Consider the following 18,103-nt stretch of genomic DNA (forward strand, 5'->3'; position numbering starts at 1 on the left):
TCCGACCCTTTGGGGGTTTGCGAGAAATGCGGTAATCATTCCAGACTGGGCTGGCAGCAAAGGCTGAAAATTACCGTAGATGAGGGGAGTTTTAGCGAGTTCGATTCAGGAATGAAGTCGGGTAATCCGATTGACTTCCCCGAATACGAAGATAAAATCAGTGAATTGCAGAAAAAATGCGATACAGGCGAGGCTGTCGTTACTGGGCGTTGTACCATAAAAGGGTATCCTTGCGTGATCGGCATAATGGACAGCCGTTTTATGATGGCAAGTATGGGCAGTGTTGTAGGCGAAAAAATTACAAGGGCGATTGAATATGGCACAACAAATAAATTGCCCGTGATTATTTTTTCAGCGTCGGGCGGAGCGCGTATGCAGGAAGGGATTATCTCCCTTATGCAGATGGCGAAAACATCGGGCGCGGTGGCAAGGCATACGGAAGCCGGCGGACTTTACATTTCCGTTATTACAGACCCAACCACAGGCGGCGTTACGGCATCTTTCGCCATGTTAGGCGACATTATTATTGCCGAGCCTGGGGTTACTCTTGGTTTTGCCGGAAAGAGAGTCATACAGGACACTATCGGAGCGGTATTGCCGGACAGATTCCAAACTTCCGAGTTTGTTTTTGAACACGGATTTATCGACGCTGTTATCCACCGCAAAGATATGCCGCAAGAACTTGCGCATATTATCAGATTACACGGCTACAAAGGAGGAAAGTAATGGCTTTGAATATGCAACAAAAACTGGACCTTCTTAAAAATCTTGGTCGTCCCACTATTAACGACTACATTCCGCTGGTTTTTAATGATTTTATAGAGTTCCACGGCGACCGCTATTTTAGCGACGATCCTGCCGTATTAAGCGGTATTTGCTTGTTAGGTGATATTCCCGTTACCGTAATTTCTCAGGTAAGGGCGAAAGATATTGAGACTTTGCAAAAGATTAACTTTTCCATGCCTCACCCAGAAGGATACAGAAAATCTCTGCGTCTTGCAAAGCAGGCGGAAAAATTTAAACGCCCTATTATTTGTTTTATTGACACTCCCGGAGCTTACTGCGGCGTAGGTGCGGAAGAACGTGGGCAGGGCGAAGCTATCGCCCGCAGTCTTCATGACTTTATGATGCTTAAAACTCCTGTTGTTTCAGTCGTTCTTGGCGAAGGCGGATCGGGCGGAGCGTTAGCTCTTGGAGTTTGCGACCATCTTGCCATGCTTGAAAACGCTCTTTATTCGGTAATTTCGCCGAAAGGGTTCGCCTCAATTTTATGGAAAGACGGTTCAAGGGAAAGGGAAGCCGCAGAACTAATGAAGATTACGGCGGAAGACTTAAAACGTTTTGGAGTCTGCGATACAATTATAGGGGAGCCTGACGGCGGAGCGGCGAAAGACATCAGTCTTACGGCGAAAAACATTAAAGCGTTCCTTGTAGAAACCGTGAATAAATTAATTAAGGAAGACTTTAAGGGATTGCCCGAAAAACGGTATCAGAAATTCCGCAAGATTGGCGTGTTTACGGAATAAAGTAGTTAGTGGTTAGTAGGTAGTGGATAGTTTTTGTTGTTAGTAAGCTAAGAGTATTGGCAACAAGATCAGTTTACTAACAATAACACTAATTACTATCCACTAACTACTATCCGCTAAAGTTCGTGGTTAAAGAAGGAGCGGTGAATATGCATTTAGAGATTGAAAAAGCTTTGCTTCTAATAATTGACGTACAGAATGATTTCTGTCCGGGCGGCGCGTTGGCGGTGAACGACGGAGACGCTGTTGTTTCTCCGCTTAACGCTATTTCACGCTCTCTTGCCGAAAAAGGCGGTCGAGTCGCCGCCACTCAGGACTGGCATGGGGCGGGGCATATCTCTTTTGCATCATCGCATAACGGCAAAAAGCCTGGCGACATTATCGACACGCCCCTTGTTAAAGGACAGGTTCTCTGGACAGACCACTGCGTTCAGGGAACAAAGGGAGCCGATTTTCACAAAGACCTTGACGTAAAACCGATTTCTCTAATTCTCCGCAAGGGTTTTAATAAAGACATTGATTCTTATTCGGCGTTTTTTGAAAATGATAGAAAAACCAAAACAGGGCTTGAAAGCTACCTGCGAGGGCTTGGCATAGAAACAGTTATCATGGGCGGCATTGCCACCGATTATTGCGTGTTTTTCAGCGCTATGGATTGTAAAACTCTTGGGTTCGATACAATTATAGCCGAGGATGCGGTGCGTGGGGTCGGCTTCCCTGAAGGCTCCGTAGAAAAAGCAGTAACAAGCATGAAGAACGCAGGGGTTAAATTTATCTCTTCCAAAGAAATCATTAATAGCTTAAAATAAAAATAACTATGACGGATAATTCCGCGGCGGATAACTCCGCACTTTTCACAGATTTTTATTCCCTTACAATGGCTCAAGGTTACTGGAAAAATAACCGTGATGAAAATGTCGTATTCGAGATGTTTTTCCGTCATCAGCCGTTTTCAGGCGGTTACTCAATTTTTGCGGGGCTTGGCGTTCTGCTAGAAAAACTTGTCAATTTTAAGTTTTCAGAAGATGACATTGCCTATCTTAAAAGTTTGGGTATTTTTGAAAACGGTTTTACCGATTACCTTAAAACTTTTTGTTTTAACGGAACTCTTTGGGCAATGGACGAGGGAACCGTTGTTTTTCCGCAAGAACCGTTAATACGGGCGGAAGGCAGTCTTATTGAATGTCAGATAATCGAAGGGCTAATTTTGAATATTATAAATTTTCAAAGTTTAATCGCTACAAAGACCCGCCGAATCTGGCTCGCTTCCGGTAAAGGGCAAATAATGGAGTTCGGTCTTCGCAGGGCACAGGGACCTGACGGGGCAATTTCCGCTTCACGTGCGGCGTACATTGGTGGCGCTCAGGGAACAAGCAATACGTTAGCAGGAAAAATTTACGGGATTCCCGTAATGGGAACAATGGCTCACTCGTGGGTAATGTCATTCGATAACGAAGAAGACGCTTTTGACGCCTACGCCGCACTGTACCCCGACAGATCAATTTTTTTAATCGACACTTATGACACATTAAAAAGCGGCATTATTAACGCAATAAAATCGGGGAAAAAACTTACCGCTAAAGGAAAAAATTTTGGAGTGCGTCTTGATTCTGGTGACATTCAGTATCTTTCAACGGAAGTAAGGCGGCAGCTTGACGGCGCGGGACTTAAAAATGCTTTTATTACGGTCTCTAATGATCTTGACGAGAATATAATCGAAACGCTTGTGAAGGACGGCGCGCCAGTGAACAGTTGGGGGGTGGGTACAAAACTTGTAACAGGCGATAACGCCGCCGCCTTTACCGGAGTGTACAAACTTGCCGCCCTGCGAGGAAAAGAGGGCACTACGCCTGTTATGAAATTTTCAGATAATCCCGAAAAGACGACAAACCCAGGCATAAAACAAGTTTGGCGAATCAGGGATAAAACAGGGGCGGCAATAGCGGACGTGTTAAGCATAGACGAAGACGGCGATGAAATAAAAAACGGACAGAGTTATTCGTTTTGGCATCCTTCAGCGGATTACCGCCATTTTGTACACACAGTCGAAGGAAGCGCAACGGCGATGTTAAAAAAACGCATAGAAAACGGCGTTTTGACAGCGGAACAACCTTCGCTTGTGGAAGTTAAAGCCTATGCCGCCGCAGATCTTGAAAGTTTTGACTCAACATACAAAAGGCTGTTGAATCCTCATGTTTATAAAGTGTCGATTACCGATAAATTACGCTCCCTTAAACTGGACTTGATACAGAAACTGCAATAATAATTAAGGCTCAGTAGGACCATTTCTAAGTTTTTCAAACGCTTTTTTAGCTTGATAATTCCTGTCAAAAAGCAAGGGATAATCTGTCCTTCCCGATACAGGATGACCGTTAAGCCAGCTATGACCGTCGTCAATACCCCATATCAGTACCATGTCAAGTTTTCCCTCTTTATATTTTTGTTCAAACATATTAAAGAAATCAAGGTAATTATTAGCAAGATCTGTCAAACGTGTATTAAGTAAACTGTTGTCAATAGTTGTAGCATTGCCTTCGCCTTCAGCGTTACTAAAAACAGAAAAATCCAATTCGCAAACCTGAATAATTATGTTTTTACCGGGCTTTATTTCTTTTGCGGCAAACCTGTCAATACCTGCGCTTATTTGCTCTACAGGATGATCGTAAAGCCTGAAATGTCCCTGGAAACCAACGCCGTCAAAAGGAGCGTTTTTTAAAATTAAATAATTAACTAAATCTTCAAATGCGTCTATTTTACTTTTTTGACCCTCAACTGCGTCAGGGAATCTTCTTTCAATGCCAACGTCTGTTATAAAAAGTTTAACATTTTCCCCGCCGTATTTATCCGCATATTTACGCGCCCACTCAAAAGCTTTTACGACATATTCATAACGATTTATTCCGGTAAGCCCGGCGGCTTCCATTATTTTTGTGTAGTTGGAATCAGTACGCGCTCCGCCGTTAGTAAAAGTTGATTGATCTACAACTTCATTGCATACGTCCCAAGAATCAATCGTGCCGCCAAAATGTTCAAATACGGCTTTTATGTGTTTTTCCATATTTTCATAGAGTTTTGCTTTCCTTTCCGCTCCAGATAAAGATGTAGATGGGAAAAACCATGAAGGCGTTTGAGAGTGCCATATAAGCACATGCCCGCGGATTCTTTTATTCATCGCTTTAGCATAACTAACGAGCTTATCGGCATTTGTCATTCTTCCATAAGCGGCGCTTGCAGATGAAGGCATAATATTCGCAGGTTTCATTTCATTTTCCGCTACCACTACGTTAAAATGTTTAAGCAACGGATATTGTGGATTACTTGTATCAAGCGCATTGTTATTTGAACTGTTGCTGGTATTTGCTCCCGGAACAGCGACTCCAAGCGGGAAAGACCATGCCGTATAAAGTTTTTCTCCAGTAGTTTCCGCAGGCCAGTTCCAAATATTTTCACTTTCAGTTGCCGGAGGCCATATTGGGCTTTCACTTGCCTGTTTTGTTTCAGGATCAGGCTCAGATGCCGATTTACAGCCGCTTAATCCGAACATTAAAATTATTAATACAAAAACAACAGTTTTCTTTATCATAGTTACCCTCCATAAAGAACATTAGAGAGTATTATATCATGGAAATCAAAAAAAAACAATTTATATGTAGTTTTTTCGCCAAAAAGTCGTCTTTTTATGCTATAATAATATTATGAACAACATACAAATTAAATTTGTCAACACCCAAAAAACTGTAACCTGTCCTTACAGCACACTTGCTTCAACTCTTATTGAGCACTTCGACCTTCCGCCTGAAAAAATAGCGGCAATCAGGGAAAATAACGAAATTCGCCCGGTTGGAACGACTTTTCTTGCAAATGCGTCGGTTGAGCCTGTCCTTATCGACTCCCATGAAGGCGTCGTTATTTATCGCCGTACCCTTTCTTTTGTCCTTGCGATTGCGGCGCAGAAAGTATTTCCAAATAACGGCGTTTATGTTGGGCATTCGCTTGGAAACAGTTATTACTATACGTTAAGCTCAGGCGACAAGCCTAAAGAAAGCGATGTTAAAGAGCTTGAAAATGAAATGCGAAAAATTATAAAAGAAAATCTTCCTATAACATTTAAATATCTTTCTTATGAAGAAGCGTTACAGTTATTAAAAGATAATAAACAAACAGACACGTTGCTTCTTTTGGAACACAGAAGCTCTGCGCTTATCAAGGTAAACGAATGTAAAGATTACATGGATATTTATATTCAGCCGCTTCTTCCGAAAACCGGATTCCTTAGCGCTTTTGAACTTATGCCGTATCAGGACGGTTTTTTATTGCGTTTCCCCGGCACAGGCAAAGGAAATGTAATAGAACCTTTTATCGATGAGCCTCAGCTCTTTAAAGTTTATAATGATTATAAAAAATGGGGAAAGATTATCGGCGTGCGCGTTGTAGGGGAATTAAATGCGCGTATTACCAACAGGAATTTTCAGGAGTATATCAGAATAGCGGAAACGCATCAGGAAAGAAAACTTGGGGACATAGCGCGTCTTATTTGCGATCATCGTGAAAATATCAAAACGATTCTTATTGCCGGTCCTTCAAGCTCTGGAAAAACAACAAGCGCTAAGCGTTTGGAAATTGAGTTAATGGTTTCAGGTATAAAGCCAATCGCCATTAGCCTTGACGATTATTACAGGGGAACGGCTGATACTCCAAAAGATGAAAATGGCGAACCTGATTACGAATGTTTGGAAGCTCTGGACGTGCCTTTCCTTAATGAACAATTGCAAGCTCTCTACCGAGGCGAAGAAGTAACCCTGCCTGTTTATGATTTTAAAACAGGCACTCGCAGGGAAACAGGCGGCAGAAAAATAAAACTGGGAAGTAACAGCGTTTTAATTGTCGAGGGTATTCACGGACTTAATGACGCGCTAACTTACAGTATTGACAGAAAAACAAAGTTTAAAATTTATATATCGGCGCTAACGCAATTAAATCTTGACGATCATAACCGTATTCCTACAAGCGACAACAGGCTTTTAAGGCGTATGGTTCGCGATTCCCAATTTAGGAGCATGCAGGCGGCTGGTACAATCAGAATGTGGCCCAAGGTGCAGGCAGGAGAGCGCAAACATATTTTCCCCTTCCAAGGATCTGCCGACGCGACATTTAATTCCGCGCTTGACTACGAGCTTTCAGTTTTAAAATACTACGCTGACCCGCTATTACGTGTAATTAAACCGGGTATGAAAGAATATGCCGAAGCGGTAAGACTGCTTGCCTTCCTAGAAAACTTTATCCCCATTCCGCCCCAACATGTGCCAGGAACAAGTATCCTGCGCGAGTTTATAGGCGGAAGCGAGTTTAAGTATTAAAGCCCCAAGGCGATACAAACTCTACTTTTAAAATCTTTTTCGGTTATTTTATCTTTAAGGTAATCTGTGATTAGTTGTTGAATAACGGGCGGAAAACTGTCCCAGTAACGTTTTGTCCATGCGCCCATTTCTTCGCGAAGTTTTTGGTCTACCGATTCTTTCATTTCGCCGTGGGAGAAAGAGATAAATTGTTCTATCATGGAAAGTAGCACGTCGGGCGGTAATCCGCTGCCTTTGCCCGCTCCTTTTTTTCCGGTACTGTCAGGCAGCCATGCGTTGCACAATTCTTCTCTCTGTTTTTCGTTAAGCTCAGGGGCGTGTTCCTTTAGTATGTTTTTAATCATATCCTGAACGGACTTTTTCATACCTTCAAGACTGCCGCCAATTCCAGCGTTTATTTTTTCGGTTATTTCTTTGGTCATTCTTTGCGGGTCGGGTATATTGCCCACCGAGTTAAAAAGCGTTAAATCTCGTCTGCGGCGTGTAATTGCTTCTGTCAGCGCTTCTATCGTAGCGGCATCGCTTTTATTGAGAATATAATCTAACGCTTGTAACAGTCCAGGATCTGTCATGGGACAGTTTAGACTTTCTTGGTGATAAAGTCGCTTTTAAGACACCTTGTACAGATTTTAAGTTTTGCTGTAGTGCCGCCTAACTCGGTCTTTACGTTTACCAGATTGGGTTTCCATGTTCTTCGGGTGCGGTTCTTGGCATGGCTTACTTTATTGCCGGTGACTGTATGTTTTCCGCAAATATCACAAGTCCGTGACATATTATCCTTCCTTAAAAAAGCCCTTGTAGGGGCAGATACCCAAAATATACCAAAAACCCAAAATAATGTAAACCCCTAATCCCCGACACGAATCGAGTTAAACCATGCGTTTGTGTACAATTCCAGGGACTCGCCTAAATCCTCTACAAGCTGGGTGTGGAGCAGGTCAGCCTCTGAATACATGGAAGTGCCCTTTTTATGCTCGCGCGCCGGGATATTTACAGTGGCGGGAAGCCCGAAACTGTCTACAAATTCGGCGTAAATTTCCGGTCTGTGGATAAAGTCGATAAATTTATGGGCAAGATTGATGTTTCTTGCTCCCTTTAAAATGCACATATTGTCTATATAGGACGGACCGCCTTCTTTGGGGATAAAAAAGACTGTCGAATCCATTAAATTTGAGCCTGAGGCTTCTTCAAAGACGGCTTCGGGGAAGGCGTGGACAACCCAAAAGTCTCCGTTCGCGTACCCCTTGGCGAAGGATTCTGCGTCGAATTTTACAAGATTGGGCTTCCATAAATTGTTTACAAGATCTTTTGCCGCGTCCACTTGAGCCGGATTTGTCGAATTAACGGAGTACCCAAGAAAAGCCAAAGCGCCGCCCAATACTTCCCTCATGTCGTCTAACATTGTCATGCGTCCTTTTAAGTCTTCTCTTGCGAAGATTGACCAGCTTTCTTCATAGTCGGGAACTTTTGACGTGTTGACGATAATGCCGCCCGCGCCGTAAAAATAAGGAACTGAATATTCCATGTCCGGGTCGTAACTTGCTATTTTAAGCACTTTCGGATCGATATTTTTAAGATTAAATAATTTTGAATGATCTAATTTTTCCAACATTTCCTGTCGGATCATTATAGGAACATAATCTTTGGAAGGAAATACTACGTCATAACCGCCGCGTTTGCCCTTGTTCGCCCTTAACTTGGCGTACATATCTTCGTTAGACGCAAATTCATCGTAAATAACTCTGCAATTGTATTCGCTTTCAAATTTTTCTATTACAGATTCAGGTGTGTAATATGTCCAGTTGTAAATATACAATTTTTCTTTTGAATTACATGATAAAATGGTTGGCAACAACGCCGCCAACACCGAAAGATACAGGATACTTTTTTTCCCCATCATCACCTCCTATTTAACAAACCCTGTCATTTCTGACAGGGTTTGAAGAATTAAATCTATGGTGTCCCACAGGGGCAGCGTTACTCGCCGGCTCTTATGGAATTAAACCATGCGTCATTGTAGAGGTCTAAATCGGAACCAAGATCAAACTTGATTTCCGTATTTAACAGATCCTCCGCCTCGTACATCGAAGCCTCTTTTTTAAACTTGCGCGCGGGTACGTTTGCCGTTGCCGGAAAACCAAATTCATCAGTAAATTCGGCGTAAATTTCCGGTCTGTGAATGAAGTCGATAAATTGATGAGCAAGTTTTATGTTTTTTGATCCCTTCAAAATACACATACTGTCGATATATGCGGGACCGCCTTCTTTTGGATAAAAGAAAACAGTATTTGCCAGCATATTTTCATCTTCGGCAATTTCTTCAAATACTACTTCGGGATACCCCTGAACAACCCAGAACTCTCCATTGGCAAAACCTTTGCCGAAAGCGTCGGCGTCGAATTTTACAAGGTTTGGCTTCCATGAATTGTTGATAAGGTCTCTTGCTTTAGCTATCTGATCTTTGTTAGTTGTGTTAACCGAATAGCCGTAAAAGGCAAGGGCGTCGCCCATTACTTCGCGCATATCGTCTAACATTGTCATGCGTCCGCGAAGGTCTTCTCTTGCGAAGATTGACCAGCTTTTTTCATAATTGGGAACTTTTTCTTTGTTTACGCATACGCCCGCCGCTCCAAAGTAATAAGGAACAGAATATTCCATATTTGAATCGTATATTGCAAATTTAAGAACAACGGGGTCTACATTTGAAAGGTTCGGTATTAACGATTTATCTATTTTTTCAAGCATACCTTGCTTGATCATTATTGATGTGTAATCCGCCGACGGGAAAACAATATCGTAGCCGCTTCCTCCCGATTTAAGTTTTGCGTACATGTCCTCGTTAGACGCAAATTCGTCATAAATTACCCTGACATTGTACTCTTTTTCAAACTTTTCAATTACGGAATCCGGCGTGTAATACGTCCAGTTGTAAATGTAAAGTTTTTGCTTTTTCTCGCAGCTTCCCGTCAACAAAACAATCAGACTCAATATACATACTGCCGCTATTCTTAGTGCGGCGCTTTTTTCTTGTTTCGAACGTAAGCCTCCTTGAGTCTGATTAGAGACCGTGTCCGAAATGGGTAGTTCCTTCTTTTCCTCCATAAAATCCTCCATAAAAAATATTTTTTTAAGTCTCAACGAGACTTATTTACTCATTTGGCGGCAATGTACTTTAAGAATTTTCTAAGCATAACGCAGAGAAGTACAGTGCCAAGAATCATTGCGACGGAAAGCGCGCTTATCAGCGGAGTAATGCCGCCCTTTCTTGTAATGGCGGAATAAATAAAAATAGGCAAAGTGGAAGAGCCGGGACCGGCTACAAAGAATGTGATAACAAAGTCTTCCAGCGACAGCGTTATAGCGGTAAGAAGACCGGAAATAATGCCCGGCATACAGATTGGAAGAGTTACTTTAAAAAGCGTTTCTTTTTCGCTTGCTCCAAGATCGGCGGCGGCTTCTATTATTGAAAAATCAAATTCATCAAGACGTGCCATGACCATTAAAAATACAAAGGGCAGATTAAATGTAGTGTGCGCTACAAAAATTGTAAAAAGCCCAAGAGGGATACCAATGCCTGCAAAGAAGATTGAAAGCGAAACGCCGATGATGATTTCAGGCAGAATCATGGGTAAGAAGGAAATGGTCTGAACATAGCCGCGCATTTTAAACCTGTACCAATTAATTCCGATAGCGCCGACTGTCCCGATAATTGTCGCCGTAGCCGCCGAAGATACGGCGATGATAAGGCTGTTCCTTAAAGCCCGCCACAATTCACGAGAACTTAAAAGCCTTTCGTACCAACGCAGTGAAAATCCAGTCCAATTCATGCCTGTGGAACTGTTAAAAGAGTAAACTACAAGCACAACAAGCGGCAAAAAAAGAAAAATAATAGTGCCTATAAAAACAGTTTGCGACATTGAAAAACGCTGTCTATACGCGCGTTTTGCGTGTCTTGCCGCCTCCCCAAGATTTTTATGCGGTTTTAAAGAGGTGATAATTTTAGCCGCTATGCTTTGACCCATTATACCCCCTCCGCTATGGTTTTAAGTTTTTTATTTTCTGTTCTTTTTGCCGCGTCCCTTTTCTGCATATACATCATCAACACAACGCCTACTGTGGTTACCACAGTTAACACCATGGAAATAGCGGCGGCGCGGGGCCAGTTACGCGATTTTAAAAGTTGGTCGGCGATTATGTTTCCAAGCATATATGAATCCATGCCGCCTACAAGAAGCGGAACGGCATAAGCGCCGAAAATGGGGATAAATGTAAAAAGTACGGCGGTAAAAATGCCACCGCGAATATTTGGAAGCAGTATCGTTATCATCGATACAAGTTTATTAGCGCCAAGATCGCGCGCCGCTTCCAGTAACGAAAAGTCGAATTTATCTATGGTAGAGAATAAAGGCAGAATAGCGTAGGGCAGATACATGTAAACAAGAACAAGGATTACGGCTTTTTGGTTGTAAAGGAACGGAATATAATCCTTAACTATTCCGATGCGGGTAAGCATTTCATTAAGGAAGCCGTTATTTCCAAGAATAGTCATCCATGCGAATACCCTGATAAGAAAGTTTGTCCAAAAGGGGATAATTATAAGCAACAGCAGTAAAGTTTGATTTTTACTTCTTGCCATGAAGTAACCGCACGGAAGAGCGATTAAAATAGTAATTACTGTCGCTATTAATGAAGTTATTATCGTGCGCAAAGTTATGCTTAAAAAAACAGAGTCGCCAAGATAGTGATAGGCTTCAAGCGAGAAATTATTTTCTACTCCGCCGTAAAGCCCTTTTTTTAAGAAACTGTAAATTATGATAATGATAATCGGCGCTAGGAAAAAGAGAGTGAACCAAACAGCCATTGGAGCGGAGTAGAGAGGACCGTAATTCTTTTTGGCTTTAAGGTTCAACTTTTAACCTCGACAATGTAGCCGTCGACGGCGCTCCATGAAAGGAAGACTGAATCTTTCCAGCGGATATCAGGTCCTTCGTCAGAATAATTAGCGTGTTGTTTTATTACTCGGATAAGAGTTTTGTCCTGCACATTGACATAGAACTTTGTCTGAAAACCCGAATAAATAGGTTCGTCTACCAACCCTTGAAAATGATTTATATAGGGACGTTTAGTAGTGGGCATTTCTTTGGTGATGGCGATTTTTTCGGGTCTTATGGTAAAACTTACATGCTGTCCTACTTTTACTTCGTCTAAATCGGTTACTTTAATTTTGCCTAACTCGGGGATTTCCACTTCCGCAAGATATTCCATTTCATCGCTGTTCTCGTCTAGTTTTACTTTTTCTACGCTTGTAATTACGCCGTCAAACAGATTGGTCTCTCCGATAAAACGGGCTACAAAATCTTTAGATGGGCTTTCGTAAATTTCATGGGGCGTACCTATTTGTAAAATATCGCCTAAATTCATAACAGCAAGACGATCGGAAACAGAAAGCGCTTCCTGTTGATCGTGCGTTACATAAATAAATGTTATGCCGATTTCATCGTGGATACGGTCAAGTTCTATGAGCATATGCTGCCGCAGTTTTGCGTCAAGGGCGGAAAGAGGCTCGTCAAGCAGCAGAACGCGCGGCTCATTGATAAGAGCGCGGGCTATAGCGACCCTTTGCTTTTGTCCGCCCGATAACTGGTTGGGTTTTTTATCCGCGTGTCCTTCAAGACGGACAAGATTTAAATATTGTTCGACTTTTGTTTTTATTTGCGCTTCTGAAAGTTTTTTTAGGCGGGGCGAGAAAGCGACGTTTTCATAAACTGTCAGGTGGGGAAACAGAGCGTAATTTTGAAATACCGTATTTGTATGGCGCTTGTTTGGAGGAAGCGAAAGCACATTGTTACCATCAAGGGTAAGAGTCCCTTCATCAGGATGTTCAAAACCGGCAATTATGCGCAACAACGTAGTTTTTCCGCATCCCGACGGTCCCAGCAAGGAGAAAAATTCTCCCTTATTAATTTCCAGGCTCACATTTTTGAGCACTTCGAAATCACCAAAGGATTTGCTAATCCCGTTGATGACAACATTGCTACCTATCAATATATTCCTTCCAGCCTCCCTTCAGGAGCAATGCGCCGGGCTTCACGGCGCGGCATCTTCCCGAGCCGTCCAGATGTTTCGTCTACTTGAACAATGAGGATTTTTTAAAAACTTGTCAATAGGGTTTTAAGAGAATAATTTAAAAATTTTTAACCGCGAACCACACAAAAAATGGGAGAATTTTCCTAGCGTCCCTGCTTAGCTATAATCTGTTTATCCGACAATAACTGCTTATCTCCCGGAAATTCCGTCAGCCCCTCATTCAGAATCTTCTCCGCCTCGGTATAATTTTTCTTGTTCCATTCAGCCGCAAAGCGGTTATGATAATCCGCTATAAGGTTGGCTTTGTATGTCCGTAAAGATTGTTCCAATTCTCTATTTGGTCCATATTTGGAAATAGCGTTCTCCAAGTAGCGAATAGCCGCCCGCCAATCCTTGCCGGGAGCCGCGCACAGAGATGCCGCTATTTTTTGAATAGTGTAAGTAAATAATTCAGACGCTCTTTTTTCCGCTAATCTTCCGCTTGTACGCGCCTGCTCAATGGCGGAGACTACGTCTTTTCCCTCATCTGGCGTTTTAAAATTGTTCACTCTGTTAAAAAGTTCAGCGTCAACAATTAACATATCAAATTGAATGTAGTCGGCTTCAGGTATAAATGATTTTTGGTTTTCCAAAAAAGTACGCGCGTCTTGAATTTTCTTTTCTCTAATGTATCTTGATATTTTGTTGTTTACAGCGGCTAAAAGAAACTCCTGCCACCTGTTTGAGTCAGGATAAACCGAAGAAGCAAAAACAGCCCAGCGGAGACCTTCTTCTTCTTTGCCGTTTTGTAAAAGAGAAGCGCCGTAATTTAATAATCTGTCCATAAGGTCTTTTCTTGGGTCGGCGAATAAAAAATCAGATGTTGATACTTCAGCTGTTTTTGAATACGAGTTTCCCAAAAGCAACGCGGCGCGGTCAACAGCAAGAGGAACAGAAGCGGAAAAATTATTCGCCCTTTCAAGATCGCCGATTCTGTTATTCAAAATTAAAGAGATAAGTTCTATCTGGCTGATTGTCTGGCGGTCGCGGTAATTCTGTGGCGGCACATACGCGAACCCTGTGGTCTTTCCGCTTGAGTCGTGGAACTCCTTACGGTTTCCGGGATCAAATCCGTACGGGTTTGTCGTTTCGACGTCAAAATTTTGTCCGTTTATATAAACCATCGCAAAGGCGTGATCTTTTGTCATAACTCCGCTTGCGTTAAGCCCTGCGGCTTTACAAAGAATGATATAAAAAACGGCTGAGGAGACGCAGTTGTATCTTCCGTTGGAAAGAAGGGTGTCCAATCTTGTTTGGTAAAGATAATAAGTTTTTAATATGTCTTTATGCATATAGTTCAGGATAAATTCGGCTTTTTCCTTTTCGGAAAAGTCAGAATTTATAGCCGCGTTTAATTTTAAAACAATAGCTTTTAATTTACTCATCGCCGAAAAGTTGGTATCCCCTGACGCCCAAAGGCTGATTTCCGCCAGATCTGTCCATGAATAGCCTGACTGTAAGCCCAAACGGTAATAATCAAGGGCTTTTGCCTCCGGTTCAATTCGCGGAAAGGCGTTTTGCGCGTGAATTTCCACGGGAAAACCGATAATTAACGCAAAAATAAGGAATAACATAATTGACGATTTTAAGTTCACAATTTATTATATTATAGATAATAAAATAAAAAGTGAACCATTTTGAAAAAAATGTTGGAGGAATAATGGCTGGTTTAGATGCTGATTTAATTATCATTGGAGCGGGTCCTGCGGGGCTTGCCGCCGCCCAGTACGGGGCAAGGGCAAACTTGAAGGTTCTTGTTATTGAACAAATGAGTCCCGGCGGACAGATTCTGGTTATTGATCGATTGGAAAATTACCCTGGTGTTACAGAGCATATTTCAGGTTATGAATTTTCGCTTGCCATGTACAAACAGGCTGAATCTTTTGGAGCGTCTTTTCTTACGGAAACTGTAACTGGTATAAAAAAAACCGGTCATTTTACCGTAGAGCTTGCGAGCGGGAAAACGCTTACTTCTTTTGCGGTAATTCTTGCGACAGGTTCAACGCCCGGTTTGCTTGGCGTTCCAGGCGAAAAAGAATTTGCGGGAAAAGGCGTTTCTTACTGCGCTACCTGCGACGGTCCTTTTTTTAAGAACAAAAAAATGTTTGTTGTCGGCGGAGGAGACGCCGCTTGTGAAGAGGCGCGTTACCTTTCAAATTTAACGGAAAAGGTTGTGTTAATTCACAGACGGGACAGTTTCCGCGCCCAAAAAACTCTTGCCGAAAGGACGATAAAAAATCCTAAAATTGAAGTGCGTTTTAATACTGTAATTAAAGAAATTAAGGGCGCTGATAAAGTAAAATCTGTTGTTTTAGAAAACAACAAGACGGGCAAAACCACCGAAGAAGATACGGATGTCGTATTTATTTTTGTAGGTACTGTTCCGCAGTCTTCGCTTGCGCGTTCTTTAGGCGCGACACTTGACGAAGGCGGCTGTGTAGTTACCAATCAAAAAATGGAAACTAATGTTCATGGTTTTTACGCCATTGGCGATATAAGATCAGACGTTTTCCGGCAAGTTGTAACAGCCGCCGCCGATGGCGCTATTGCCGCTCATCATGCATCAGACTATATTGATGAAGCAAAAAGTTAAAAATAAATCGCAGGATTTTGTTTTTTTCCTGTGTATATTTTTATTTTTAAGTTCGCATTCTCTTTTTTCTCTTAGTTTTAATGATTCTGGAACTCCTACGGATCTTGCCGCCGCCATTGAAAACGCCATGACGGACGAGCAGGCTCTTGCGCAAGTTTTTATGCTTGGTTGGGTTGGTGAAGAACCTTCGCCGTTAATTATGGATTGGATTCGTCAAAGAAATATCGGCGGGGTAAAGATTTTCGGATGGAATACGGCAAATACGCATAAGTTAGCTGAAACCGTAGGAATTTTACAGGGAGCCAGTTTAAACGGCGCTTTTAACATACCGCTTCTTGTAGCTACGGATCAGGAGGGCGGCTGGATACGCCACATCAAGGGCGATACAAGCGAAACTCCCGGAAATATGGCAATAGGCGCGTCAGGTTATCCCCGCGACGCATATCTGTCAGGTTATTACATAGGCAAGGAATTGGCTCTCCTTGGAGTCAACATGAATTTTGCCCCTACTGTTGATCTTTTTACAAACCGCGATTCAATACTGATAGGTCCAAGGGCTTTTGGAAGCGACCCTGTAAGCGCCGGAATCTTAGGCGCGGCGTTTGTAAAAGGACAGCTTGCCGCCGGAATTATCCCGACGGCAAAACATTATCCAGGTCATGGGGATACAGACCTTGATTCTCATGGAACCCTGCCTAAGATAGAGGTTTCTTTTAATACCCTTTGGGAAAGAGAGCTTGTTCCCTACCGTATGCTCTCCGCGGAAGGGATTCCCGCCGTTATGAGCGGACATCTTGCGTTTCCGTTAACTCAATCGGGAATGGCTCCCGCTTCGCTTTCATCATGGCTTTTACGCGATGTACTGCGCGGCAGAATAGGTTTTAAGGGCGTTGTGGTAACTGATGATTTAATGATGGTAGGCGCAACATCTTTTACAGGCTCTCTTGCGCGTACCGCAAAACAGGCGATTATTGCAGGCAACGATATTATAATGTTTTCAAATACGCCTCTTCTTTTTGATCCTGTGTGGACATTTCTTCTTTCCTCCATGAGAGAGGAAAAAGAATTTCGTCAGTATGTAAGAGCTTCTGCCCGCAGAATTCTGGAATTAAAATTAACTTATATGCGCGGTAACTCAAAAGTTCCGTATATTCCCGATCTAAAAAAAGTAGATAAAGGTCTACATGACCCAGAAGGAACCGCTTATTTTTTAAATCTTGCCGCGCGTAGCGTAACAATAGTAAAACCTGTTCCGTCGGATTCTGTTTTTCCGGTAACAAAAGAAAATGCGGGTCGTGTTCTTTTAGCTGGTAAATTTCCTGAATTTATCAGCTACGGAAGGACGGCGTTTCCAAACGCCACTGTTTATCGTTTTTCCGGCTCTGCGGAAACCGATGATATTCTATACTACGCGCGTAACGCGGATACGGTAATTTTTTGCCTTTCAGACAATTTTGATCTGCGCTTGTTACGCAATTTACAGCAGTTGAATAAAAAAGTGATAGTTCTTTCGATATTAAGTCCCGCTTATCTTGAAAGCGTAAAATGGGTAACAGGCGCTGTAGCCGTGTACAGTTATTCTTCCGAATCTTTTGCCGCCGGTTTTTCGGCGATAACAGGCAGAATCCCCGCGCAGGGTATACTTCCCTATGAGTGATGCTTTTTCATGGCGTAAAATAAAAAAGAGCGATTTTCCGCGTGTTGAAAAACTGCTTATGGACGCGGAAAATAACTATGTCAACGCAAGCGCTAAATTTCTTTTACAAAAAGAAGCAAATGTTTTAATTTGGGTATTGGGCGATAAAAACGGCGGTATTCAGGCGGTAATTCTTAACTGGAAAAATAATATATTGCCTGTTTTATGCGGTTATAGTGGATCTTTAAATGATTTTAATAAAGAATTTTTACTTTCGGCAAAAATACATTCAGTACAGGGACTAAAACAGGAAGTAATGGCTTTGGAAAGGGAAATAACCAAAAACAGGGAACCAAAAGATATAATAGATTACACTCTTATGAGCCTTGACGCTCCTCCAAAGAAAAAAAATACTGCAAATTCTTTAAATATAAAACTAATAACCCCCAAAATGACGGATATTGACGCTATAGCGCCCTTACAAGCGGAATATGAAAAGGAAGAAGTCCTGCCAAAAGGCTCAACTTTCAGCCCCGCGTCAAGCCGTGTTAATACAGCCAATATATTGGCAAAAGGGCAGGTTTTGGCGGCGGAGCTTGACGGCAGGTTTATCGGTAAAATCAATGTTAGCGCGGTCTCTTTTTCAAGGTATCAGGTAGGCGGTGTTTATGTATACCCCGAATTTCGGGGCAGGGGGATAGCCGGCGCAATGGCGTATGAGTTTATTTCCTCGCTTATTTTACAGGGCAGGGGAGTAACCCTTTTTGTCAGAAAATCGAACATTTCCGCCTGTAGGCTATATAAAAGTTTAGGTTTTAAAAATATTAATGATTATTCAATAATATACTATTGAAACATTTTTATA

Annotated in this window: 17 protein-coding genes; 8 read left to right on the top strand and 9 right to left on the bottom strand. The window is 42.3% G+C overall.

Annotated elements, in window-relative coordinates:
- The 4 genes from accD to ACYVTD_RS03010 form a co-directional block, all read left to right on the top strand.
- Window positions 1-726: acetyl-CoA carboxylase, carboxyltransferase subunit beta (gene accD / locus ACYVTD_RS02995; protein ID WP_461246297.1), on the top strand; the 726-nt coding region annotated here is incomplete at its 5' end.
- On the top strand, window positions 726-1,526 hold the full coding sequence (accA, locus tag ACYVTD_RS03000; protein ID WP_461246298.1) for an acetyl-CoA carboxylase carboxyl transferase subunit alpha: 801 nt from the start codon (window positions 726-728) through the stop codon (window positions 1,524-1,526). The genes accD and accA, both read left to right, overlap by 1 nt.
- A gap of 149 nt (window positions 1,527-1,675) precedes the next feature.
- Window positions 1,676-2,335, top strand: coding sequence for a bifunctional nicotinamidase/pyrazinamidase (gene pncA / locus ACYVTD_RS03005; RefSeq protein ID WP_461246299.1), 660 nt, complete (start codon window positions 1,676-1,678; stop codon window positions 2,333-2,335).
- A gap of 8 nt (window positions 2,336-2,343) precedes the next feature.
- Window positions 2,344-3,789, top strand: coding sequence for a nicotinate phosphoribosyltransferase (locus tag ACYVTD_RS03010; RefSeq protein WP_461246300.1), 1,446 nt, complete (start codon window positions 2,344-2,346; stop codon window positions 3,787-3,789).
- A gap of 3 nt (window positions 3,790-3,792) precedes the next feature.
- Here the strand turns inward: ACYVTD_RS03010 and ACYVTD_RS03015 are convergent, their stop codons facing one another.
- A complete protein-coding gene (locus ACYVTD_RS03015; RefSeq protein ID WP_461246301.1) occupies window positions 3,793-5,109 on the bottom strand; it encodes an endo-1,4-beta-xylanase in 1,317 nt (438 codons plus the stop codon).
- Between the two features lie 112 nt (window positions 5,110-5,221).
- Here ACYVTD_RS03015 and ACYVTD_RS03020 point away from each other — a divergent pair, with 112 nt between their 5' ends.
- Window positions 5,222-6,883: a nucleoside kinase gene (locus tag ACYVTD_RS03020; RefSeq protein WP_461246302.1), complete on the top strand. Its 1,662-nt coding sequence runs from the start codon at window positions 5,222-5,224 to the stop codon at window positions 6,881-6,883.
- On the opposite strand, the gene ACYVTD_RS03025 is transcribed toward ACYVTD_RS03020, so the two are convergent.
- The 8 genes from ACYVTD_RS03025 to ACYVTD_RS03060 form a co-directional block, all read right to left on the bottom strand.
- Window positions 6,880-7,455 carry a hypothetical protein gene (locus ACYVTD_RS03025; protein ID WP_461246303.1) on the bottom strand — a complete coding sequence of 192 codons (576 nt, stop codon included), beginning with the start codon at window positions 7,453-7,455 and terminating at the stop codon, window positions 6,880-6,882. The genes ACYVTD_RS03020 and ACYVTD_RS03025 overlap by 4 nt on opposite strands.
- A gap of 8 nt (window positions 7,456-7,463) precedes the next feature.
- On the bottom strand, window positions 7,464-7,655 hold the full coding sequence (gene rpmB, locus ACYVTD_RS03030; protein ID WP_461246304.1) for a 50S ribosomal protein L28: 192 nt from the start codon (window positions 7,653-7,655) through the stop codon (window positions 7,464-7,466).
- Between the two features lie 75 nt (window positions 7,656-7,730).
- Window positions 7,731-8,780, bottom strand: a complete 1,050-nt coding sequence (locus tag ACYVTD_RS03035) for an extracellular solute-binding protein (protein WP_461246305.1) — start codon at window positions 8,778-8,780, stop codon at window positions 7,731-7,733.
- A gap of 80 nt (window positions 8,781-8,860) precedes the next feature.
- Window positions 8,861-9,985, bottom strand: a complete 1,125-nt coding sequence (locus tag ACYVTD_RS03040) for an extracellular solute-binding protein (protein ID WP_461246306.1) — start codon at window positions 9,983-9,985, stop codon at window positions 8,861-8,863.
- A gap of 50 nt (window positions 9,986-10,035) precedes the next feature.
- Window positions 10,036-10,905: an ABC transporter permease gene (locus ACYVTD_RS03045; protein ID WP_461246307.1), complete on the bottom strand. Its 870-nt coding sequence runs from the start codon at window positions 10,903-10,905 to the stop codon at window positions 10,036-10,038.
- Window positions 10,905-11,744, bottom strand: a complete 840-nt coding sequence (locus ACYVTD_RS03050; RefSeq protein WP_461246319.1) for an ABC transporter permease — start codon at window positions 11,742-11,744, stop codon at window positions 10,905-10,907. Before ACYVTD_RS03050 ends, ACYVTD_RS03045 begins: the two co-directional genes overlap by 1 nt.
- A gap of 44 nt (window positions 11,745-11,788) precedes the next feature.
- Complete coding sequence (locus ACYVTD_RS03055; protein WP_461246308.1) at window positions 11,789-12,928, bottom strand: ABC transporter ATP-binding protein; 1,140 nt, start codon at window positions 12,926-12,928, stop codon at window positions 11,789-11,791.
- Window positions 12,929-13,113: 185 nt separating this feature from the next.
- The gene (locus ACYVTD_RS03060) at window positions 13,114-14,604 is read right to left on the bottom strand and encodes a hypothetical protein (protein ID WP_461246309.1); all 1,491 of its coding nucleotides are present in this window, start codon (window positions 14,602-14,604) and stop codon (window positions 13,114-13,116) included.
- 65 nt (window positions 14,605-14,669) lie between these two features.
- Between ACYVTD_RS03060 and trxB the strand changes: the two genes are divergently transcribed.
- The 3 genes from trxB to ACYVTD_RS03075 are packed head-to-tail and all read left to right on the top strand — an operon-like array spanning window position 14,670 to window position 18,091.
- Window positions 14,670-15,602 carry a thioredoxin-disulfide reductase gene (gene trxB, locus ACYVTD_RS03065; RefSeq protein WP_461246310.1) on the top strand — a complete coding sequence of 311 codons (933 nt, stop codon included), beginning with the start codon at window positions 14,670-14,672 and terminating at the stop codon, window positions 15,600-15,602.
- Window positions 15,568-17,259, top strand: a complete 1,692-nt coding sequence (locus ACYVTD_RS03070; protein WP_461246311.1) for a glycoside hydrolase family 3 protein — start codon at window positions 15,568-15,570, stop codon at window positions 17,257-17,259. The genes trxB and ACYVTD_RS03070 overlap by 35 nt, the downstream gene beginning before the upstream one ends.
- Window positions 17,252-18,091 carry a GNAT family N-acetyltransferase gene (locus ACYVTD_RS03075; RefSeq protein ID WP_461246312.1) on the top strand — a complete coding sequence of 280 codons (840 nt, stop codon included), beginning with the start codon at window positions 17,252-17,254 and terminating at the stop codon, window positions 18,089-18,091. Before ACYVTD_RS03070 ends, ACYVTD_RS03075 begins: the two co-directional genes overlap by 8 nt.
- Window positions 18,092-18,103: the final 12 nt, after the last annotated feature.

The organism is Treponema sp. R6D11 (genome assembly GCF_054786075.1).